Source organism: Lentzea sp. NBRC 102530 (assembly GCF_030269365.1).
GTDB lineage: Bacteria > Actinomycetota > Actinomycetes > Mycobacteriales > Pseudonocardiaceae > Lentzea.
The window spans coordinates 298838-320874 of the sequence record NZ_BSTF01000011.1 but is presented as its reverse complement, the minus strand read 5'-3'; the positions used below and the strand labels follow the sequence as shown (position 1 = coordinate 320874).

The window sequence follows — 22037 nt, the reverse complement described above, 5'->3', positions numbered from 1 at the left end:
TTCTAGGCGTAGCGGTCCTCGTTGAAGTCCAGGTTCACCGCGGACATGCCGAGGTCGCGTCCCATCGCGTCCAGCACGTCCACCATCTCGAGCCCCGTCAGCCAGTCCCGCGGCAACGCGTCGGTCCCGTGCAGCGCACCGAGGACGTTCCCGGTCAACGCCGCCGTGGCGTCGCTGCCACCGGAGTGGTTGGCCGCGGCCCGCATCGCGTCCACGAACTGCGAGGGCTTCGGGTGCGTCAGCACGGTGTAGACCGCGATGGCCAACGCCTCGGGCCCGGTCCACCCGCTGCCCAGCCGATCGACGCGCACCGGAGCAGAACCGTCGTGCTCCTCAGCCAGCACCACGGCACGGGTCAGCACCGTCGCGGTGTAGGTGTCATCGCGCAGGACCCGGCCGATGACCTGGTCGATGGCCTCACGCAACGGCCGCGCCTTCACGGCGAGCAGGTGGACCAGCAACGCCAGCGCGCCACCCGACACCCACCCACCGGTGCCGCCGTGCGTCAACGCCGCGAACCGGCACCCGAGGTCGTAGGCGATCGCCGCGGAGGGCGCGAACCCGGCCGGCGCGGTGCGGGTGACCCCGTTGCAGCCGGACGACTCGTTGTGCGGGTTCTCCGGAGTGGACGGTGTCTCGGCGGCCAGCGCGCGCAGGCACGTCAACCCGGGAGACCGGCTCTCGTACAGCCGTTCGTCGGCCAGCAGACCGACCGCACCGCGTTCGGGTGCGGGCTGCTGCTGGGTCACGAGCCACCGGCGGTAGCTGTGCCAGACCATCTCGGACGGTTCCCACTCGCCGGTCCGCTTGCCGCGCACCCAGGCGCGCAGATAGCCGTCGGCGGTGAACAACGTCAGCTGGGTGTCGTCGGTGAACAACGCGGGCTTGGGCGGGCCCAGCACGCCCTCGGGTCCGTGTTCGCGCTGGATGTCGGCCCAGCCGAGGTACTGCACGGGGGCTCCGAGCGCATCACCGAGAGCGCCGCCGAGAAGGCACCCGGCGCCGCGGTCCACCACGGAATTCCTGTCTCGCGGCACGTGTGAACAGTAGCGTCCCGCGAACTCGGGCCGAACTTGTATCTGAGACACGGGCTCGCCCACCTTCTGAAGTGACGAGGTCAGCGCACTTGAGGAGGGGCATGCGGAGCAAAACCGGACTCGAGTTCGGCGTGCTCGGTCCACTTCAGGTGCTCGCGGACGGACGGCTCGTGCAGCTCGGCCGTCGCGGCATGCGCGGACTGCTCGCCATGCTGGTCGTGGAGGCGAACCGACCCGTCTCCATCGACCAGATCGTGGACGCGCTGTGGACGGACACGCCTCCGGCCACCGCGCGGACGATCGTGCACGGCTACGTGTCCCGGCTGCGCAAGGTGCTGGAGGAGTCCGATCCCGCGGGCTCCGCGACGATCCGCACCACGCCCACCGGGTACCAGCTGACCGTCGATCCCTGGCGACTCGACCTGCACCGCGCCCGGCAGCTCGTGGCGTCCGCTCGCGGCAAGCCCGCCGCCATCAGGGCGGGCTTGCTGCGCGAGGCGTTGGGTCTGTGGCGCGGGCCGGTGCTCGCCGACGTACCGGGTGACCCGATGACCTCCGACCTCGAAGAGCTGCGGCTGTCGGCGCTGGAGGAACGCATCGACGCCGAGCTCGAACTCGGCCGCCACCTGGAGCTGGTGGGCGAGCTGCGCGGCCTCTGCACCGAATACCCGTACCGGGAACGCCTGGTCGCGCACAGCATGCGCGCGCTCTACCGGTCCGGGCAGCGCGCCGACGCGCTGGAGGCCTACCAGCGGTTCCAGCGCCGGGCCGTGGACGAGCTGGGCATCGACCCCGGTCCGCAGCTGCGGGCGTTGCACGAGCAGGTGCTGCGCGACGACCCGTCGTTGAGCGTGATCGGACCGGTCGAGTCGCGGCCCGTCGCACCCCGCGCCGGGATCGTGGCGCCCGCGTTGCTGCCGGCGTCCGCGTCGAGGCTGTTCGGCCGCGACGACGACCTGATGTGGCTCGACCACGTCGTGACGGTCAGGAACCTGCTGGCCACGACGGTCATGGTGCTGACCGGTCCGCCCGGCGTCGGCAAGAGCGCCCTCGCGATCACGTGGGGGCACGAGAACTCCGAGATGTTCCCGCACGGCGTGCTGTTCGCGTCGCTCGGCGACCAGGAACCCGGCGAGGTGCTGACCCGGTTCCTGGTGGCGCTGGGCGTGCCGGCGGACGGCGTGCCGGTCGGCGTCGAGGACCGCGTCGGGCTGTACCGCTCGCTGCTCAACCGCCGCCGCGTGCTGGTGGTGCTGGACGACGCGACGTCGTTCGAGCAGGTCCAGCCGCTGCTGCCGCCGGGCTCGGGCTCGGTGGTGGTCGTGACGTCCCGCTCGCAGATGGAACGCCTCGTCGTCACCAACAGCGCCCGCGTGCGCAAGCTCGGGCCGTTGGAGGACGAACCGGCCCGCGCGCTGGTCGACGACGTGCTGGGCAGGCCGCTGTCCGAGGAGGACCCGGTCGCGGCCAAGAAGCTGGCCGAACTGTGCGGCGGACTGCCGCTCGCGCTGCGGGTCGCCGCGGCCAAGCTCGTGATCAGTCCCGAGTGGACCGTCGACGAACTGGTGGGGGAACTGGCCGACGACGAGCACCGGCTGCGCGGCCTAGACCTGCCCGAAGCCGGGGTCGGGGTGTCGCGGGCGCTCGACCTGTCGACCCGCGACCTGCCGGAGGAGCTCGGTGAGGTCTTCCAGTCCGTCGGCATGGCCCCCGGCCGCTGGATGTCCTCGCACGCCGTCGCCGCGCTGACCCGCACGCAGGTCGAGGCGGCGCGGTCGCGGCTCGCCCAGCTCGTCGGGGTGAACCTGCTGGTCGAACCGTGGCCGGACGGCTTCACCATGCACGAGCTGGTGCGCCTGTACGTGCGCGGCGCCGGACGGCCGGACCTGGACTCGTTGCGGCGCTTGGTGAACTACTACCTCGTCGCGTGCGACCACGTCCGCCGCTACCTCCGGCCGGCCAGGGACGGACTGGACTTCTCGTTGGAGGACAACGGTTCCACGCCGTTGCCCGTGTTCGAGGACCCGGTCGACTGGTTCGACCAGGAGTGGCCCAACATCGTCGCGGTCGTGCACGCGTCCGCCGAACGGGGCCTGCACGACCAGGTGTGGCAGCTCGTACGGCTGTTGCACCACTACGCGACGGTGCGCGCGCTCACCGGGGAGTGGGTGGCGCTGGTCGGGTTCGGTCTGGCCGCGGCCGAGGTGACGGGGAGCCGCCTCGGTCAGGTCCTCATGCTGGACACGACCTACACGACGAACGCCCGCCTGGGACGGCCCGTCCTGCTGGCGGACGCCCGTCGTGCGCACCGGATCGCGACCGAACTGGGAGAGCGCCAGTACCTGGTGCTGACGCTCGCCCAGCTCGCCGACGTGCTGTTCCGCCTGCGACTGCACGACGAGGCGTTGCTGCACTTCTGGGAGTCCGTGCAGCTCGCGCAGCAGTCCGGTGACGTCGTCGGCGAGGCGCACGGCCTGAACAACGTGGCGCAGGTCGAGCAGGCCCGCGGGCACGTCGACGTGGCGTTGCGCCACCAGGCCCACGCGGTCGAGGTGTACCGGCGTTCCGGCGACGCCGTGGCGTTGATCCGCGGCCTCGCGAACCTGGCCGAGCTGCACCTCGAGGCCGGGGCGCTCGACCACGCCGAGCGGCTCGCCCGCCAGGTCGTCGACCAGGCCGCCGTCGCCGAGGTGACGTACCTGGAGGGGTTCGGGCGGCACGTGCTCGGCGGGGTGCTGCTCCAGCGGGCGGAACGGGTTGCTGCACAAGCGGAATTGACGGAGGCGCTGCGCCTTTACGCGCAGGTCAACTCGGCGCGCGCGGTCGAGGTGCGGGCCGCTTTGGACATGCTCTCGTCCGAGGTTTAGTCAGCGTTTAGTCGTCTGGTCCCAAAACATGGGATGTTGGACGAGCAGGTTGCCGAGTGGGGGATTACCGAGGGGGTAAGGCGACCTGCTTCTGGAGGGCCCGACCGGCATTCGGGGGAGAGTGCCGGTCGGGCCCTCCTCTTGTCACTTGCCGACGCAGGTCTCGTCACCGCGGCGCGCGACGGGCAGCAGCTCGGGACGCTTGGGCGCCAGACCGTCCCCCATGGACTCGCCCCGCAGCGTGCGGCCGATCCACGGCACCACGTGCTCGCGCGCCCACTTGAGGTCGGCCTTGCGCTGGGTGACCCAGTCGGTCTGCTCGAGCGCGGGCCACGGTTCGTTCCACGAGTGGTCGTCGACGAGCCCGAGCACCTCGGCGGCCTTGAGCGCGACCCGCTGGTGCCCCTCCGGGGAGAGGTGCAGCCGGTCCGCGCTCCACGCGCGACGGTCGTGCAGCGGGTGCATGGCCCACAGGTCGACCATCCGGCAGTGGTAGCGCTCGGCGATCGACCACAGGTGCGTGTTGTAGATGGCGACCTTGCCGCGGATGCTGCGCAGCAGCGGAGTGGACCGGGTGTCGAAACCGGTGAAGATCACGACGTCGGCACCGGTGGCGCGCAGGTCGGCCACCGCCACCTCGTACACCTCGGCCAGCGCGTCCGGGTCGCTGTTGGGCAACATGAGGTCGTTGCCACCACCGCAGAACGTCACCAGGTCCGGCTTGAGCGAGATCGCGAGCGACACCTGGTCGTCGATGATCTCCTGCAGCATCTTGCCGCGGACCGCGAGGTTCGCGTACCGGAACTCCGGCGCCTGCTGGGCGATCATGCCGGCCAGCCGGTCCGCCCAGCCCAGGTAGGTGTCACCCGGCCCCGGGTCGTCCATGCCTTCGGTGAAGCTGTCCCCCAGGGACACGAGACTGTTCCATCGCAGCAGCACAACATCCCCCTATCTCCGTGCGACGTGCCTGCCTGACGACCGCCTGCGGGCTCCCGTCCGAAGGCGACTGGTTAGCATGCACAACGAACCCGTGGTTACGCCACCGTCGGTTATTTCATCGTAAGTTTCGTTGCAGTAGGTGACGATTCTTTTACCACTCGATTGAGGGAAGCTGGAGAGCGTTCCGCGAGGTTCGCCGGGTTGGGTCGCTACCTTCTGCCGGATGCGTTCTGGTTTGCCCCTTCCGTTCCTTTCCCTCGGTGTCGCGCTTCTCACAGCCGCTGCCCTGGCCGCCGCGGTCCTGAGCGACCCACCGGGAGGTGGGATCACCCCGCCCCCGCACTCCCACCCCGTCGTGACGCCCCGGACCGGCACGCCCGTTCCACCGCAAACGGAAAACCCCCGCAACGACCTCGGCGCGTGAGGTCGCTGCGGGGGCAGTGGGGCCTTTCCGGGTGGACGCCGCCGCCGGTCTTGGCCACCCGGAAAGGTGTTCGTGGGGACCGTCTCAGGGGGCGCCGCCGCCGATCTACCCCCTGAGACGGGTTCCGCGAACGGCGTCAGCCGCTCGCCGCCACGTCCAGCGCGGGCGCCGGCTCGTGGTCGTGGTAGGCCGAGCGCAGCCTCAGCTCCGCGCTCGGCGAGGCCCCGATGTGGTCGAGGCCGAGGAGTGCCGCACCCACCACGGGTGGGACGTCGACCAGGCGAACCTGGGCGAGCGGTGCGACTTCCAGGATCTGCTGCCGAACCGGCCCGACGACGACGTCGCCGGTGTGCGTCAGCACGCCACCGCCGAGCACGACGTCGACGGGCTCGTTCATCAGGTCGAGCTTGCGCATCGAGACGGTGGACAGCAGGACGATCTCCTCGATGAGGCGGTCGACCTGGGCCAGCGCGACCTCGTCACCCCGCGCCGCGACCTCGAAGACCAAGGGGCACAACGCGTGCGGGTCGAGTTCGAGCTCCTCGAAGTGGATCTTCTCCACGACGGTGGAGATCGACGTCTCACCGTAGTGCGCGAGCAGTGCGTCCAGCAGCAGCGTGGGCTTGCCGCGGCCGTCCTCGGCGCGCACGGCGTGCCACAGCGCGTCGTTGCCGAGCTGGCCACCGCCACCCCAGTCACCCGAGATCGCGCCCAGGGCGGGAAATCGGTGGGTCCGTCCGTCGCGCGCCACGCCGACCGCGTTGATGCCGGCACCGCAGACGACCGCCACACCCCCAGCGGCGGCGGTCCCCGCGCGCAGCAACGCGAACGTGTCGTTGCCGACGAACGTCGTCTTGGACCAACCACGCTCGATGATCGCCCGCGTCAGGTCCTCCTCCTCGCGGGGCAGATCAGCTCCCGCGAGGTAGGCGGACGTGTGCGTGGCGATCGGCTCGTCGGGGGACAGTCCCGCCTGAGCTGCGGCCTCGCGTGCCAGTCCCTCGAACACGTCGAGTCCGCGCTTCATGCCCACTGTCTGCGGCGGGGCACCGGGCCCGCGCACCTGCGCGAGCACCTTGCCGTCCGCGTCCACCAGGAGCACCGCGGTCTTGCTGTTCCCGCCGTCGATGGCGAGCACCCGGTCGGTCATCGTTGTCAGTTTCCCTTCACCCACGGCAGCAGATCGCGGTTCTGCGCGATCAGCTCGTCGGCCAGCTGGTCCGCGATGGCGTGCTGGCCGATCAGCGGGTGCGCGAGCAGCGCGTTCGCCACTCGGTCCCGGCCGCCGTGCTTTGCGGCTTCCAGAGCCAGGTACTCGTACGCGGTGACGTGCGAGATCAGGCCGGAGATGGACGGTTCCACGGGACGCACGGGCAGCGGCCTGCCACCATCAGCGTCCACAGTGGACGAAACCTCGATCACGGCGTCGTCGGGCAGGAAGGGCAGCGAGCCGTTGTTCTGCACGTTGACCACGTGCTTCTCCGCGCCCTCGCCACCGGTCAGCGCGTGCACGAGCTGCACGGCCGCCTCGGAGTAGTACGCGCCGCCGCGCTGCGACAGCTGCTCCGGCTTCGTCACGACCGACGGGTCGCCGTAGATGTCGAGCAGTTCCTTCTCAACGGCAGCAACGACTTCCGCCCGCGGCGGGGAGTCCAGCTGCTTCTGCACGACGGCGTCGTGGTTGTAGAAGTAGTTCAGGTAGTACGACGGCACCATGTTCAGGCGCCGCATCAGCCCGCCGTCGATGCCGATGTGCTCGGCCAGCCCCTCGACGTGCTTCTCGAGCAGCTCCGGCAACCGGTCGACGCCGTCCACGTACACGCCGCGTTCCCACGTGAGGTGGTTGAGACCCACGTGCTCCAGCTCCACGGTGGACGGGTCCACGCCGAGCAGCTGCGAAGTCCACCGTTGGAACGTGATCGCCACGTTGCACAGGCCGATCGCCTTGTGGCCCTCCTGCAGCAGCGCGCGCGTCACGATGCCCACCGGGTTCGTGAAGTTCACGATCCACGTGTCGGGCCCGGCGATCCTGCGCACCTTCTCGGCGATGTCCAGGACCACCGGCACGGTCCGCAGGGCCTTGGCGAGGCCTCCCGCGCCGGTGGTCTCCTGGCCGACGCACCCGCAGGTGAGCGGGAACGTCTCGTCCGAGGCACGCGCCTTCTGCCCGCCCACCCGCAGTTGGAGGAGGACAGCCGACGCACCCTCGATGCCTTCTTCGAGCGACGAGGTGGTGCGCACCTTCGCCGGGTGGCCCGCGTGCTCCAGCAGACGCTGGCTGAACGGGCCGACGATGCCGAGGCGGTGCTGGTCCGGGTCCACGAGGACGATCTCGTCCACCGCCAGGCTGGTGCGACGGCCGGCGATGCCGTCGATCAGCTCCGGTGTGTAGGTGGACCCGCCACCGACGACCGTGAGTTTCATGAGAAGTCCTTCGAGAAGACCCCGTCCGGTAAGAGGGCGAGGAATCGTTTGGTACCTTGCGAACGATGAACGGGCAGGTGAAGCGGGCGTTTCGGTACCGCTTCTATCCGACTGAGGCGCAGGCGGCGGAGCTGTTGCGCACGTTCGGGTGCGTTCGCAAGGCCTACAACCTGGCTCTGCAGGAACGTGTCGACGCGTGGACGCAGCGCGGAGAACGGATCGGCTACGACGCCACGTCGGCGTTGCTGACCGCCTGGAAGCGCACCGACGAACTTGCTTTCCTCAAAGAGGTCTCGGCGGTGCCGCTGCAACAAACGCTGCGGCACCTGCAGGCTGCGTTCGCGAACTTCTTCGCAAAGCGCGCCAGACACCCTCGTTTCAAGTCGCGCAAGAACTGTCGAGCCGGCGCCGAGTACACGCGCTCGGCCTTCCGCTGGCGTGACGGCGTGCTGACGCTGGCCAAGATGGCCGAGCCACTGGACATCCGCTGGTCGCGACCACTGCCGGAGGGCGTGGCGCCCTCGACGGTGACCGTGTCCCGGGACTCGGCCGGACGCTGGTTCGTGTCCCTGCTCTGCGAAGACCCCGGCGTGACACCGTTGCCCGCGGTGGATGCCGTGGTCGGGATCGACGTCGGCCTCGACCACCTGCTGGTGCTGTCGACCGGCGAGAAGATCGGCAACCCCCGGCACGGACGCCGAGACCGCGCGGCGCTCGTCAGAGCTCAGCGATCTCTGTGCCGCAAGCAGAAGGGCAGCGCCAACCGGGACAAGGCCCGCGTGGGAGTCGCCCGAGTGCACGCTCGGATCGCAGACCGGAGATCCGACTTCCTGCACAAGGTCACCACTCGGCTCGTGCGTGAGAACCAAACGCTCGTGATCGAGGACCTGCCCGTGTCCAACATGGTCCGCAACCGGCACCTGGCTCGCGCCATCAGCGACGCGGGCTGGCGACAGTTCCGGCAGCTGCTGGAGTACAAAGCCGGTTGGTACGGGCGCCAGGTGGTCGTGGTCGACCGTTGGTTCCCGTCGTCCAAGCAGTGCTCGGCCTGCGGTGCGCTCGTCGCGGCGCTGCCGCTGCACGTGCGCACGTGGACCTGTGCCTGCGGCACGACCCACGATCGGGACGTGAACGCAGCACGCAACATCCTGGCCGCCGGGCTGGCGGTTTCGGTCTGTGGAGCTGACGTAAGTCCTCAACGGAACACTCCGAGCGGGCTGTCGGCGTTGAAGCAGAAACCCTGCGGCGCGAGCCGTAGGACTCTCCTCGGACACGAGCGAGAGGAAGTCAACCTTTGACCCCCGTGAACGTGATGCCCTTGACGAACGACTTCTGCGCGAAGACGAAGAGGATGACGGCCGGGATCATCGTCAGGAACGTGACGGCCATCGAGGAGTTCCACTGCACGATGTGCATGCCCTTGAACGTCGCCAGCGCCAGCGACAACGTCCACTGCTCCTTGACCTCACCGGTGTAGAGCAACGGCCCGAAGTAGTCGTTCCAGGTGAAGAGGAAGCAGAACAGGGCGGTGGCCGCGATGCCGGGCTTCGCCATCGGCACGATGATCCGCACCAGCGCCTGGAACTCCGAGCAGCCGTCCACCCGTGCCGCGTCCACGTAGGACTGCGGGATGGTCAGCATGAACTGGCGCAGCAGGAAGATGCTGAACGCGTCGAACAGGAAGTACGGCGCGATGAGCGGCACGAGCGAGCCGGTCAGGCCCAGCGACGACCACGTGTCGTACAGCGGCACGGCGACGACCTGCGGGGGCAGCATCATGGCGCCGATGACGAGGATGAACGCGATGTTCCGGCCACGCCACTTCAGCTTCGCGAGCGCGTAGGCCGCCGGGATCGACGAGATCAGCATGCCCGCCGTCGCCAGCAGCGAGTAGGTGAGGCTGTTGACCAGGTACTGGAAGAGCGGGGCCTTGTCGAAGACCTCGACGAAGTTCTCCCAGTGCCACTCGCGCGGCCACAGGTCCGCGGTGAACGCCTGGTCGTCCGACATCACCGCGGTGAGGAAGACGAACACCACGGGGGTGGCGAACATCAGGCCGAGGGCGAGGCCGAGAGCGTGGGTCGCGACCCAGTTCAGCACGGCGCCGACGTTCATCTTGCGGCGCGGCTGCTCGGGCTCCGCGGGGACGTCGACCGGTGGTTTGGTCAGCGTGGCGGTCATGCTCCCGGACCCCCTTCCTCAGCGGTGGAGTTCTTGCGCATCCGCTGGACCAGGACGATGGTCACGGCGAACGAGATGATGAACAGGACCGTGGCCATGGCGGCCGCGTAGCCCATGTCGAAGTAGCGGAAGCCCTGCGTGTACAGGTAAACCGGGAACGTCAGCGTGGAGTTGTCCGGGAAACCGAGATATTTGGTCGATCCGGTCGCGTCCGCGGCTCCCGAGGCGGCCGACCCCGCGACGACCGCCTGGGTGAACAGCTGCAACGCGAGGATCACCGAGTTCACGATGCCGAAGAGCAGCACCGGGGAGATGGTCGGCAGCGTGACGTGCCACCAGCGCCGGATCGGGCCGGCGCCGTCGAGTTCGGCGGCCTCGTACTGCTCCTGCGGCACGTCGAGGATCGCGGCGAGGATGATGATCATCAGGTCGCCGGAGATCCAGAGCATGATCGCCGTGATGCCGGGACGCGACCAGGCCGGGTCCGCGAACCACAGCGGCGAGTCGATGCCGAACCAGCCGAGCACGCTGTCGAGCGGGCCGCCGTTGGGACGCATGACCATGAAGAACACGAGGGTCGCGGCCACCGGCGGTGCCAGTGAAGGCAGGTAGCAGAGCGTCCGGATCAACCCGACGCCCGACTTGAGTCGAGCGATGACCGATGCCACGCCCAGCGCGAACACCGTCCGCGCGATCGTGAGCACCACGACGAACCAGAGCGTGTTCCCGATCGCCTTGGTGAGCAGGGGATCCTTGAACATGAACTCGTAGTTCGCGAGGCCGTTGAACTCCGGTGCGTTGATCAGGTCGTACTTCGTGAAGCTGAAGATGACCGTGGCGATCAACGGGTACACGAAGAAGATGGCGAAGCCGATGATTGCCGGGGCCATGAACCCGAGCACGGCGAGACGGTGGCGGGCACGAGCCCGCCCCCTGCCGGGGGCGGGTCGGGCGCCGAGCGTGGCGGTCATCTGCCGAATCCCCTACTTGCCGCTCTTGGCGATCAGGTCGTCGATGTTCTTGTCGACCTCGGCCAGGCCCGCCTTCAGGTCGGGGACCTTGCCCGCCTGGTAAGAGATCGAGAAGTCCGTGACGGCCTTGATGTGCGCGTCACCGATCGGGGTGACCGGGTTGCCCTTGAGCTTGTCGCTCTTGGCCAGGTCGATGAACGTCTTGAACTGCTCGTCCACCTCGAGCTTGGGGCTCTCCATGGCGGCCTTGGTGCTCGGGACGTTCTTGATGGCGTTCGACAGGTTGACGATCGTGTCGGTGTCGAACGTCAGGTGCTTGATCAGCTCCCACGCGGCGCCGGGGTTCTTGGCGCCCTTGGGGATGCCCATGATCGTGCCCGTGGTGAACGCGGTGCCGTACGCGGCGTCCTTGCTGGTCGGGAACGGCGCGGTGCCGAACTTGATCTGCGGCGCCTGGGCCTTGAGGAACGCGGTGCGGTACTCACCGTCGATCATGATCGCGATCTTGCCCTGGTGGAACGCGTGGTCGGCCGAGTACTCCTGGCCGAGACCCGCGCGGAACCGCTCGAGGGCGTCGTAGCCGTAGAAGTCGACGAGCTTCTTCTGGAACGTCATCATCTCGGTGAAGCCGGGCGAACTCGCCAGCGCGGACTTGCCGTCCTTCTCCCACTCCGCACCGAACGTCGGCGCGAGGATGGTCGGGCGGTTGGCGTAGAAGCCCATCGTGGGCAGGTAGCCCGCGACCTCGATGTCACCGTTCGGCGCCTTCTTGGTCGCCTTCACGGCCGCGTCGTACAGCTCGTCGAGCGTCTTCGGCGGGGCCGTGATGCCGGCCTCGGCGAGCTTGTCCTTGTTGTAGTACATGGCGTACACGTCGGTGAGCATGGGCATCGCGCAGCGGTTGCCCTTGTACTCGGTGTACTGCTGAACCGCCGGGGTGAGCTGGTTCAGGTCGACCTTGTCGCGCTCGATGTAGGACTTCAGCGGCTGGAACGCCCCGGAGGAGCAGAACTGGCCGATGTTGTCCGTCGTGAACGACAGCGCGACGTCCGGGGTGTTGCCCGACCGGATACCCGCGGTGATCTTGTCGTCGTCCTGCGAGCCCTCGTGCTTGATCTCGATGTTCGGGAACTTCTGGTTGAACGTCTTGAGGGCCTTCGTGACTTCTACGAGCTCGCGGTCGGAGTAGTTGCTCCAGACCGTGAGAGTCAGCTTGTCGTCCTTGCCAGGAGCAGCTGCGGCGTCAGAGTTGGCGCCACCACCCTTGCCCGCCGCACATGCGGTGAGGGTCAGCGCTGCGGCGACACAGAGCAAGGCAGCACGGGTGTGCTTGCGCATGTGCACTCCTTCTCGATCAACGTGGGGACCCGGCGACCACAGGGCCGCGGAATGGAGCCGTGGTGGCGGCCGGGAGGCCGAAGACCTGTTCGCGTGCCACGGCCAGGGCCGAGTGCAGTGCGCCGCTGCGCACCGGTTTCCCGGTCACCAGGGCCAGCTGGACAGGTGTTCGCGGCACCACCAGTTGCCGCAGTTCCGCGGCAACGAGGTCGTTCAGCGTGGTTCCGCCTGCCTGGGCGATGTCGCCGGACAGGAGGATGAGTTCCGGGTCGAGCACCGCGACGACGCTAGCCACGCCCGTGGCTATGCGCTTGGCGAGATCGGCCATGAACTCACGGCCCGCAGGACCCGCGGCCAACGCCTTGCGCACGGCCCCGTGGCCGTTGCGCGCGGCGAGCCCGTGGGCGCGTGCGAGCTTGCAGATCGCTGTACTGCTGAGCAGCTCACCGAACGTGCCGCCGGAGCGGTCCGTGTCGGTGTCGGCCGCCGCGCGGTCCGGGATCATGAGCCCGTCGATCTCGCCCGCGCCACCGGAGGCACCGCGCAGCAGCGCCCCGTTGACGACGACGGCGGCACCGACGAGGTCCGCGGGCCAGATGACGACGAAGTCGCGCACCTCGGTGGCCCGTCCGGCGACCATTTCTTCCAGCGCGACCAGGTTGACGTCGTTCTCGACGCTCACCGAGGTCGCGAGCCGCTCCCGCAACCGGCCGGGCACGTCGAAACCGCTCCAGCCGGGCAGATGTGGTGCGTAGGCGAGCTCGCCGTTCGCGGGGTTCACCGCTCCCGGACAGCCCACCACGACGTGCAGCAGCTGGTCGGCGCTCAGGCCCGCTTGCCCGCAAGCCTTGCCGACCGCGCTCACGAACGCCTCCAGCACGCCGTGCTTCACGGGCATCGGGGCCTTGTGCTCGGTGAGCACGGCCCCGGAGATGTCCGCGATGGCGATGTCGACCGTCTCGGGGGTGAGGTCGACAGCGGCGATGTGCGCAAGCGCCCCGTTGACCGACCACAGCTGGGCCCGCGGCCCGCGTCCGCCGCCACGAAGTCCGTTGCGGACCACCGTGTCGGCGTCTTCGAGACGCGTGAGCAGCTGTGCGGTCGCCGGCTTCGAAAGACCGATCAGGCCTTCCAACTCCGACCTGGTCAGCGGCCCGTTGCGCAGCAGAGCCTCGATGGCTGCGCGGTCGTTGATCTCCCGCAGCAGTCGTGGGCTTCCGGCACGCATTAGGTCCGCTCCTGTCTGTTAACTTTCCAGACGATTTCGGGGCAACGGTAGTGACGCCGTTCACGCGGGTCAATCCCCGATACGGGTCCGTTACCTGACTTAGGCTCACCTAAGGCACCCTGGAGACATGACGGACGTGCGCCAGGAGTCGCTCGCTTCACTGCTGGGAGGCAGGGGCGGCGCCCTCGACGCCTCCCTGCCGCCGCTGGCGTTCGTGGCGGGGTGGCTGATCTGGGGCCACTCGATCGGAGCAGGGGCGATCGCGGCCGTCCTGTGCGGCGTGGTGATCGCGGTGGTGCGGTTCGTGCGCGGCGACAAACCCCGAGCGGTGCTGCTGTCCGTGCTGCTGGTCGTGGCTGCCGCTCTGGTGGCTTTGTACACCGGGCGCGTCGAGGACTTCTTCCTGATCCAGCTGCTGTCCAACGTGGCTTCCGCGCTGGCCTGGGCCGGGTCGATCGCCGTGCGGTGGCCGTTCCTCGGGCTGGTCGTCGGGACTCTGCTGGGGCAGAAGACCCGGTGGCGGCGCGACCCCGAGCTGTTGCGGGCGTACTCCGTCGCGTCGTGGCCGTGGGTCGGGCAGTACGTGCTGCGGGTGGCCGTGTTCACGCCGTTGTGGCTGGACGCGCAGGTGTTCTGGCTGGCCACACTGCGGGTCGCGCTGTCGTGGCCGTTGCAGATCGTCTGCATCCTGGTGTCGGGGTGGGTGCTGCGGCGGGCACTGCCGGCGGAGCACCCCGGGTTCCGGCATCCGCGGGTGCCGGAGTCTGCCCCTTAGGTCAGCGCTTCTTCCGCTTCTTGCCCGAACCCGGCACCGTCCCGGTCTTGGGCGGAGGGGCCGGTGCCTCCGGGAAGGCCTCGATGTAGTCCTGGAACTTCATGCTGCTGACGAAGCCCTGGATCACGAAGCCGTTCAGCAGGTAGAGGAACACGATCGACCCGACCCCGAGCGTCGCGACCCAGATGGGGTCGATCACACCGTCGAACACCTTGAACTGCTTCTGGAGGTACGCGGATCCCGTGATGACCGACAGAGCGGTCCCGCAGAGCATCACGAGCGGCATGAGCAGGAACGTGCCGATGACGCCCAGGACGTACGGCCTCTTGTCGGTGGCGTAGTTGGCGACCTTCTCGTTGCGCCGGAGTTGTTCGCTGTAGATCGTGGTGTCGTACCTCGGCACGCCGGACTGGCGACACCAGTCCTCCTCGGTCAGAGGTGACTCGTCGAGTTCGACTCCTGCCGACCGCTGCCGAACGGCCTCGACGACCACGCGGCCCAGCTGTTCGGTCACCGGCACCAGCAGTTCGCGGGCTGTGCCGATCACGTGCAGTGCGGGGCCGGGGGGCACGTCGAACCTGCGCACGTTCCCCACCTTCGTGGCGGAGAACACGAACACCGAACAGGTCATCTCCTGGTCGACCTCGACGAGCTCGATCGATCTCAAGGTCGTCCACGGGACGGCGGCGACGTCACGCGAACGCTTGCGCCGCGAGGCGAGGCTGTCGAGGACGAGCCGGTCGGCGCGCACGCAGAGCCTCGCCTTCAGACCCCGCAGGGGGAACGGGATCTCGAGCTTCGACGCGATCAACCGAGGTGTGACGGGGCGCGTCAGGACGAGCCGGACCGCCTCGCCCAGCGCCCAGCACAGGACGGCCAGGCCCAGCCAGACGGCGAGCGCGACCGGCCGGCCGCGGTCGCCCGCGAGCTGGACGCACTCGAAGAAGGCCGCGAACAGGCCGGTGGCCGAAGCCCAGCGCGACCAGACCGGCCACATCGTCGTCCGCCGCCAGTGCCACCACAGGCCCACGAGGATGATTCCCCACAGCAGCGTGCCGATGACCGCGACGTCCGCGATGCCGAGCGGCTCGACCGACTTCCTCCCGGCGAGCTCGTTCTCCCACGCGGACAGCCGGGCAGCGGCCACGACGGGCACCACCGCGGCGAGCAGGACCAGCAGCAGGGCTGCGGTTCTGCGCGCGAGCATCTCGATCACAGATCGCCTTCCATGCGCTGGAACGACTTCGGCTGTTCTACGTTCGCGCGCTGGCCGGCCCAGTACTCGCGCCAAGCCTCGTCCTTGTCGTTCTGCTTGGCCTCAGCGTCCGCCTCGCGGTGCGTCTGATCGCTCCACTCCTGGACCACCGCGTTGCCGAGGACCTTGGGGTAGTTCGGTGCCGAGACCGGCATCTCGTGGCCGAGGATCTTGGGTCTGAACTCGCGTTCGAGCACGTCGGCAGCGCTGTCCAGCCTCGGGTCGCCGGTACCCAGACGGTCGCGGAGGTTGTCGCCGCGGGTCTCCACCAGGTCGTCGATGACCTTCTTCTTGTCGGCCATCAATTTCTCGCCCTGCTCGCCCAACTCCCGCAAACTCTTGGCGTCGTCGGCGTCCAGTTTGCCCGCTTCCGCCTTCCTCGCCATGTGCAGCGCCTTGTTGGCGTGTTTGGCGGCGTCGCGGTTGTAGTCGGTGACGGTCTTCTTGAGGTTCTCGGTCGTGCCCTTGATCATGTTCCGCGAGTTCTTGGCCTCGTCGGACACCTTCTCCAGCTGTTTGACGACCTTGCTGATCTTCTTCGCGTTCTTGCCCGCGGTGATCGCACCCTGGGCGACGGTGTCGGCGATGAACGCCGCCTCCGACGCACCGAACGTCACCGGTGCCAGTGCGGTCGCCGCCGCGAACTTGATGATCGCGTTCGACACGAAGGTCGCGATGGCGTCCCGGATCGCGCCGCGCACCACGCCCACCGCGGACGCGGCGACGGTCATCGCCTGCGCGGCGGAGGTGGCATGACTGGCGCCGCCGGCGACGACGTTCGAGAAGTCCTGGACCGCTTTGCGGTAGCCGTCCATCGCCGGCCCCTGAGCGCCGGACAGCGCACTGAGCGTGCTCGTGTACTTGTCCGCGGTCTCCTGCATGCGCTTCGCGATGTTCGTCCACGTCTCGGCGATGGCGTTGACGGCGTCCGGGTCACCCGCGACGAGGTCGAGCGCCTCCTTGATGAACGCGATGTGCTCGATCAACCAGCCGATCCCCGCGGACAACAGGCTGCCGAGCGGGTTCGTCACGAAGCCGAGCAGGTCCATGCCGAATCCGGCCGCGTCACCCAGCACGGCGGTCCAGTCACCCTTGATGCCGTCGTAGATCAGGTTCGCCGAGCTGCTGAAGATGCCCGCCGCGTCCCAGGCCTGCGTGGGACTGTCGAAGTTGGAGAAGACCTCGACCCCGCCGTCTTCGGGCTCCTTGGTCGCGTCGAGCGGGTTCAACTCGCCGATGTTCTTCGGACCGGGCTCGCTCACGGCTGACCCCCGTCCAGGCCCTCACGCAGCTTCCTGAACATCTCGGCGGCGGATTCCTCCTGGTCAGCGTAGGTCTTGCACATGTCAGCGAAGCGCTGGACCAGCACGTCACCCGCTTCCTTGACGGCATCGACGTACTCGCTCGCGTCTCCTGTCCAGTTGCTCATGAGAGCGGCGAACGGCTGACCGGCGACGCCCCACGCCTCGAAGTTCCAGAGGTTGTTCGCTCCCGAGGCTTTGGCGTCCGGGAGACCCCCGAGGAGGGCCTGTAGCTCCCGTCGGTGGACGTCGAGGGCCTGCAGGTCGACGTTGAAGCCCGTCATCACCAGCCACCTTCCTTCTTGAAGAGGCTGCGCTGGTCGAAGTCCGTGTCGTCGTCCTCGGCGGGGCGGCGGGCCGGTCGTGGCGCGGGTGGGGGCTGGGTGGCGACGGCGTCCTGTTGTTCCTCGTTCACCACGAACTGCTGTGGTGCCTGGGGTGTGGGTTCGTCCGGGACGTCGATCTGCGGGATCTGGGATTGGACGAACTCCATGGCCTCGCTGTTGTCTCCGATGAGCGGGGCCATGATGGTGGCGATCTGGGCCACGGCCTGGGCCTGGGCCCGCTTGGACGTCGACATGACCAGGGCGGCCAGGCGGTCTTTGGGCATGTCGTCGGCTTTGGTGCCGAAGCTCAGGCTGAGCAGCGCTCCCCCTGCGCTGACGCTCACCGTCACGGCGCCGTCCGCGCTGGTGGCGGCGCCGGTCAGGTTCGCGATCTGGGACTTGGCCTCTTCGGCCTGGGTGAGCAGGGCTGCGGTGCGCTGCTCGTAGTCCTCGATGAGCTGGTTCGGATCGGTCATGCGGGTCCCCCTTGCACGTGCGTGAGGGGGACGTTACCGAGGGTTACCGGTTCGTGCGGTGCGAACGGAGGAAAGCGGACCAGGCGGCGGCGGAGACCGGGAGATGGGTCGCCGGGGCCTTGCTGTCGCGGATGCCGACGCCTCGACCGATTTCGACGCAGTTGTTGCTGCTGCCGCTGTAGCTGCTCTTGCGCCAGGCGGTCATTGGAGGCCCTCCAAGATGTTGTCGATCACCGCCCTCGATTCTTCCTCGCTCAGCGCGACGGCCGCGAGCGCCGTCAGGATGTTCTCGTGGACCTTGATGGTCTCGGGGTCATCGAAGAAGAGGCAGTAGTTGACGCTGTCGGCGTAGACGACCGGTGGGTACTTCGGGAACTTCATCAGGCAGAAGTCGCCGCAGGTGCCCGCGTGCACGCCTGCTGATCGGGGTACGATCCGGATGCTGATGTATTTCCGCACCGACATCCTGAGCAGGTGCGCCAGTTGCTCGCGCCACACCTCGACGGTGCCGACGGGGATCTCCAACGCCTGTTCGTGGATGAGAAACACGAATTTCCGGCCAGGTTCCAGCACTTCCGCGCGTGCTGTCCTGGCGGCGGCGACCTCAGGAACGTCCTTCGCCTCGATCACGGGCGAACACTCGGTCACGACGTAGCCGTAGTCGAGTGTTTGCAGCAGGCCTGGCACCAGAATCATCGACCACGTGATGACCTCGTTGGCGATCTGCTCGTGTTCGATGAGCGTGCGCACCTGGTCCGGGACGCCGTCCTTCGGCATCTGGAGCCAGGCGCTGCCGCATTCGCGGAACAACGCGAGGAGGTGTTCCCGTTCTTCGACGGTGGCGTGGCAGTAGCCGAGGACCAGGACGACGTCCTGCTCGGTCACGCCGCCCTTGCCGAGCGTCATGTCCGAGATCTTGGCTTCCTGCCAGCCGAGTCGTTCCGCTAGTTCGCGGTGGGTGTAGCCGGTTCTGGCGATGATGGCGCGCATCATGCCGCCGAACTCACGGCCCACCACGCTGGAGGATCTTTTGGGCATGCCGGAAAGTTAGGGCCGGGAAGTCATTCCCTGCCATTGTTTCCGGCCGAATGTGCCTGAAGGTAGGACGCGTGGAGCGGCTCCATGTTTCGGATGATCTTCCCGGTAGGAGTACGGGGAAGTGTGTCCATCACGTGGATGTGCTGGGGGAGTTTGAATTCCGCGAGCCTTTCCGTGCACCAGTCGGACAACGCCTGTGCGGTGAGCGTGTTGGTGGACGTGCCGACGTACGCGCGGATTTCTGGTCCTACGGCGACGGCCTCGGTCACTTGTGGGTGTCCACGCAGGACGGTTTCGACCTCGGTGAGGTCGACCTTGTTGCCGCGCACCACGACCAGCGAGTCGGAACGGCCGAGCAGGTGCAGTTCGCCGTCGCGGAACTCGCCGCGGTCGCCGGTGCGGAACCAGCCGCCGGAGAAGCGCGCCGGGTCGTCCGAGGAGAGGTACGGGGTGGAGGGCAACGCGACCTCGACCAGGCCGTCGCGGACGCGGGCGGTGACGTTCGGCATCAGCGGGCCCACGGACGGGCGGATCGTGCCGCCGACGGCCATGGTCAGCGCGCCGGTTTCGGTGGTGCCGAAGCATTCTCCGACCGGGATGCCGTACTCGGCGAGGAAGCGGGAGGCGACTTCCTGCGGCATCAGTTCGCCGCCGGCGAAGGCTCCTCGCACGGTGCGCAGGGATGCTCGGTCGGGGGAGGAGGCGAGCAGGTCGAAGTGGAACGGCAGGCCGGTGACGAAGTCGACCGCGAACTCCCGCGCCTGCCGCAGGATCGCTGCCGCGGTGGGCTTTTCGGCGAAGACGAGGTGCACGCCGGCCGACAACGCGTGCAGCAGGCCGCCGATCAGGCCGAAGCTGTGGGCGGGGGAGTTCAACAGCAGCAGGCGTTCGCCGCGGCGTGCCATGCCTGCCGACGCCTCGAAGCGCGCCACCTCGTCGATCAGCGATTGCGTGCTGCGGCCGATCACCTTGGAACGGCCGGTCGAGCCGGAACTGAACTGCACCAGCCGGTGCGGAGAAGAGGCGGGCAGGCCGTCGACGCGCGTGGCCACCAGGCCGTAGCGCTCCTGGAAGCCGGATGCCGACGAGCCGCTCGGGTGCACCAGGAACTGCGGGTGGGTCAACGCGTGCAGGGCGTGCGCCTCGGCGGGCTTCAGGCGGTGGTCAATCGAGATCACCTGGGCGCCGAGGCTCCACAACGCCAGCACGGCTTCGAGGTGGCTGAAGCTCGGCGGCACCTGGACGGCCACCGTGCTGCCCTCGCCGATGCCGACCGCGCCGAACCGGTCGGCGTGCGCCAGGACGTCGGCGCGGAGCAGGCCGTGAGTGACGGTGGTGCGGTGGCTGAAGATCGGCGACGAGTCGCCGTGCCGGTGCAGCAGGTCGGTGATGAACGCGCGCATGTGTCAGGACTCCTTGCAGAACTCGCCGATCGGCAAGCCCACGTGTCGTTGCTCGGTGGCGATGTGGCCGAGGAGTTCGTCGCCGGGGCGGAGTTCTGTGACGTTGCGGACCTCGCCGCCGGGGCCCAGGACGCGGACGTGCCAGTCGTCCTGGACCATCAGGTCGACGACGACGCCTTCCGGGGAGCGGGCGGTGATCGTGAGCATCGGGCGGGATTCGAGCTTGGCGCGGCCCACGGTGAGTTCGCGGGTGCGGCCGTCGGCGTTGACGGCGAGGACCTTGCTGCCGGAGCGCAGTTCGGACAGGTAGTTCGTGCGGTTGCCCGGCCCGAGGACGTACGAGTGCAGCGCGCCCGCGTTCACCCGGAACGGCCGGGTCGGCATGTACGGCAACGGATGCGTTTCGCTGCAGCACAGAACGAAGCCGGACGAGAACGAGCCGACGAGGATGCCCTCGTCCTCGGCGAAGTGCGAGGCGGTGTCGACGCAGACGCGGTCACCCAAACCGTTGTGCGTCAACGCTTCCACGGTCAGCGTGGTCAAGGTCAGCGGTGGGGATTTCGCTTCCAGCAGCCGGGCCAGCCGGAACACGTCGGTCGCGTCGGCGGGGGCCATCAGGACGCCGTCGGAGCCGTGTTCCAGGCACTCCAGCACGATCGCGGCCTCGACCAGGTCGGAGACGACGGTGACCAGCTTGCCGGGGGCGCCGTGCGCGGCCGCGATCACGATCTCCAGGGGGATCTTGGTCGGGTCGGTGAACGCGACGACGGTGTGGTCGAGCCGTTCCGCCGCGGCACAGGCGAGTTTGAGCGTGCGGTCGTCGCTGACCGTCACGAACGCCGACCGCGAGGGCGACCGGTCGAGCGAGTCCTGGTCGTCCACCGGCACGACCACCAGGTGCGGGCTCTCGACCGAGGTGTCCGAGAACAGCACGCGGGTGATCGTCGGTGGCAGGTCGTCGAGCAGTGCGGGATCGTCCGCGACGACTCCGGCGACGCGGCTGTGCACGGCCGCGTCGACCACCGCGGTCCGGTGCTCGGCGGCGACGGTTCTGAGGTCGATCCAGGCGAACTTCACCGGTTCTCCCAAGCTGTCAGTGCGTGGATGAGGCCCTCGTCGGCCGGGGCGTGCACGATCGACGCGAGTTCGGCGACGAGCGGCAGCGGGGCCGGCGAGGTGAAGACGCGGCGTCCCACGGCGAGACCCGCGCACCCGGCCGCCATCGCGGCGCGGGCGTGTCCGGCGAGGCTGGTCGTGGAAGCGGGACCACCGGCCACGACAACGGGGATCGGCGAGTTCGCGACGACGTCGGCCATGTCCTCGACGGAGTGCGCGAGGGTGGTCTTGACGATGTCCGCGCCCAGGTCGGCGGCGATGTTGACGACGTGCGCGAGCAACGCCGGGTCGCGAGGATCGCTCACGCGAGGGCCGCGAGCGTAGGCCATCACGACCAGCGGGACGTTCCACGAGTCGCACGCCGCCGCCACCCGGCCGAGGTCGGTGAGCTGGCGGGGTTCGGTGTCGGAGCCGATGTTGACGTGCACGCTCACCGCGTCCGCACCCAGCCGCAACGCCTCGTCGACCTCGCCGACGAGCACCTTGGCGTTGGCGTCGGCCATGTGCGCCGTGCCCGCGCTCAGGTGCACGATCAACGCGCATTCGCCCAGCACACCGGGATCGATCGTGCGCACCCGTCCTTTGTGGACGATGATGGCGTCCGCGCCGCCCAGCACGACGGATCGGACCAGCTCGTGCCACCGGTCGCGCGGCACCACCGGGCCGTCGGAAACGCTGTGGTCCAACGGCACGAAGAGGTACCTGTCGTCGTTCGGACGGGAAAGCCGTCGCAGCCGCAACGCCTTCCTCATGGGCGCTCCCACCTCCTGAACTCGTTTGGTGGTCAACAGCCTGGGGGAGCCCGCGCGGGCAGCGGCAGGTGTGAGATGCCGATAACTCGCGAGTTATCGGCCTGACAGAGCAATCGGCCTTACGACGACCACTGTGCGTTATCTGGTGACACCCGCGTGGCCGTGTTTGTGGTTCCTCAACTGCCT

Annotated in this window: 20 protein-coding genes; 3 read left to right on the top strand and 17 right to left on the bottom strand. The window is 68.5% G+C overall.

Features of this window, described 5'->3' with window-relative positions:
- Positions 1–2 precede the first annotated feature (2 nt).
- Positions 3–1037 (bottom strand): ADP-ribosylglycohydrolase family protein, encoded by a 1035-nt coding sequence (locus tag QSK25_RS28980; RefSeq protein WP_285642908.1) that lies wholly within the window; start codon positions 1035–1037, stop codon positions 3–5.
- 101 nt (positions 1038–1138) lie between these two features.
- On the opposite strand from QSK25_RS28980, the gene QSK25_RS28975 reads away from it, so the two are divergent.
- A complete protein-coding gene (locus QSK25_RS28975; RefSeq protein WP_285642906.1) occupies positions 1139–3904 on the top strand; it encodes an AfsR/SARP family transcriptional regulator in 2766 nt (921 codons plus the stop codon).
- Between the two features lie 144 nt (positions 3905–4048).
- Here QSK25_RS28975 and QSK25_RS28970 read toward each other — a convergent pair whose 3' ends face one another.
- From QSK25_RS28970 to QSK25_RS28960, 3 genes are all read right to left on the bottom strand, one after another.
- Positions 4049–4819, bottom strand: coding sequence for an SGNH/GDSL hydrolase family protein (locus QSK25_RS28970; protein ID WP_285642904.1), 771 nt, complete (start codon positions 4817–4819; stop codon positions 4049–4051).
- Positions 4820–5403: 584 nt separating this feature from the next.
- Positions 5404–6417 carry an N-acetylglucosamine kinase gene (locus tag QSK25_RS28965; RefSeq protein ID WP_285642902.1) on the bottom strand — a complete coding sequence of 338 codons (1014 nt, stop codon included), beginning with the start codon at positions 6415–6417 and terminating at the stop codon, positions 5404–5406.
- Between the two features lie 5 nt (positions 6418–6422).
- A complete protein-coding gene (locus tag QSK25_RS28960) occupies positions 6423–7691 on the bottom strand; it encodes a 6-phospho-beta-glucosidase (RefSeq protein ID WP_285642900.1) in 1269 nt (422 codons plus the stop codon).
- 65 nt (positions 7692–7756) lie between these two features.
- Here QSK25_RS28960 and QSK25_RS28955 point away from each other — a divergent pair, with 65 nt between their 5' ends.
- Positions 7757–8989: an RNA-guided endonuclease InsQ/TnpB family protein gene (locus QSK25_RS28955; protein ID WP_285642898.1), complete on the top strand. Its 1233-nt coding sequence runs from the start codon at positions 7757–7759 to the stop codon at positions 8987–8989.
- Here the strand turns inward: QSK25_RS28955 and QSK25_RS28950 are convergent.
- Genes QSK25_RS28950 through QSK25_RS28935 form a run of 4 tightly spaced genes read right to left on the bottom strand, consistent with a single transcriptional unit; the run spans position 8979 to position 13409 of the window.
- Positions 8979–9872 (bottom strand): carbohydrate ABC transporter permease, encoded by an 894-nt coding sequence (locus QSK25_RS28950; protein WP_502881902.1) that lies wholly within the window; start codon positions 9870–9872, stop codon positions 8979–8981. The two genes, QSK25_RS28955 and QSK25_RS28950, sit on opposite strands and share 11 nt — an antisense overlap.
- Positions 9869–10843: a carbohydrate ABC transporter permease gene (locus QSK25_RS28945; RefSeq protein ID WP_285642895.1), complete on the bottom strand. Its 975-nt coding sequence runs from the start codon at positions 10841–10843 to the stop codon at positions 9869–9871. The genes QSK25_RS28950 and QSK25_RS28945 overlap by 4 nt, the downstream gene beginning before the upstream one ends.
- Before the next feature lie 12 nt (positions 10844–10855).
- Positions 10856–12181, bottom strand: a complete 1326-nt coding sequence (locus QSK25_RS28940; RefSeq protein WP_285642893.1) for an ABC transporter substrate-binding protein — start codon at positions 12179–12181, stop codon at positions 10856–10858.
- A gap of 16 nt (positions 12182–12197) precedes the next feature.
- Complete coding sequence (locus QSK25_RS28935; protein WP_285642892.1) at positions 12198–13409, bottom strand: ROK family transcriptional regulator; 1212 nt, start codon at positions 13407–13409, stop codon at positions 12198–12200.
- Between the two features lie 127 nt (positions 13410–13536).
- Between QSK25_RS28935 and QSK25_RS28930 the strand changes: the two genes are divergently transcribed.
- Entirely contained in the window at positions 13537–14184 is a 648-nt protein-coding gene (locus QSK25_RS28930) for a DUF3159 domain-containing protein (RefSeq protein ID WP_285642891.1), read from the top strand.
- 1 nt (position 14185) lies between these two features.
- Here the strand turns inward: QSK25_RS28930 and QSK25_RS28925 are convergent, their stop codons facing one another.
- Genes QSK25_RS28925 through QSK25_RS28885 form a run of 9 tightly spaced genes read right to left on the bottom strand, consistent with a single transcriptional unit; the run spans position 14186 to position 21851 of the window.
- The gene (locus QSK25_RS28925) at positions 14186–15400 is read right to left on the bottom strand and encodes a hypothetical protein (protein WP_285642890.1); all 1215 of its coding nucleotides are present in this window, start codon (positions 15398–15400) and stop codon (positions 14186–14188) included.
- Positions 15397–16701: a hypothetical protein gene (locus tag QSK25_RS28920; RefSeq protein WP_285642889.1), complete on the bottom strand. Its 1305-nt coding sequence runs from the start codon at positions 16699–16701 to the stop codon at positions 15397–15399. The genes QSK25_RS28925 and QSK25_RS28920 overlap by 4 nt, the downstream gene beginning before the upstream one ends.
- Complete coding sequence (locus tag QSK25_RS28915) at positions 16698–17024, bottom strand: hypothetical protein (RefSeq protein ID WP_285642888.1); 327 nt, start codon at positions 17022–17024, stop codon at positions 16698–16700. Before QSK25_RS28915 ends, QSK25_RS28920 begins: the two co-directional genes overlap by 4 nt.
- A complete protein-coding gene (locus QSK25_RS28910) occupies positions 17024–17542 on the bottom strand; it encodes a YbaB/EbfC family nucleoid-associated protein (protein ID WP_285642887.1) in 519 nt (172 codons plus the stop codon). Before QSK25_RS28910 ends, QSK25_RS28915 begins: the two co-directional genes overlap by 1 nt.
- Positions 17543–17585: 43 nt before the next feature.
- Complete coding sequence (locus tag QSK25_RS28905; protein WP_285642885.1) at positions 17586–17747, bottom strand: DUF397 domain-containing protein; 162 nt, start codon at positions 17745–17747, stop codon at positions 17586–17588.
- On the bottom strand, positions 17744–18580 hold the full coding sequence (locus tag QSK25_RS28900) for a helix-turn-helix domain-containing protein (protein WP_285642883.1): 837 nt from the start codon (positions 18578–18580) through the stop codon (positions 17744–17746). Before QSK25_RS28900 ends, QSK25_RS28905 begins: the two co-directional genes overlap by 4 nt.
- Before the next feature lie 23 nt (positions 18581–18603).
- Positions 18604–19983 carry a class I adenylate-forming enzyme family protein gene (locus QSK25_RS28895; RefSeq protein WP_285642881.1) on the bottom strand — a complete coding sequence of 460 codons (1380 nt, stop codon included), beginning with the start codon at positions 19981–19983 and terminating at the stop codon, positions 18604–18606.
- 3 nt (positions 19984–19986) lie between these two features.
- Complete coding sequence (locus tag QSK25_RS28890; RefSeq protein ID WP_285642879.1) at positions 19987–21060, bottom strand: 3-dehydroquinate synthase II family protein; 1074 nt, start codon at positions 21058–21060, stop codon at positions 19987–19989.
- Entirely contained in the window at positions 21057–21851 is a 795-nt protein-coding gene (locus tag QSK25_RS28885; protein WP_285642878.1) for a 2-amino-3,7-dideoxy-D-threo-hept-6-ulosonate synthase, read from the bottom strand. The genes QSK25_RS28890 and QSK25_RS28885 overlap by 4 nt, the downstream gene beginning before the upstream one ends.
- Between the last annotated feature and the right edge of the window lie 186 nt (positions 21852–22037).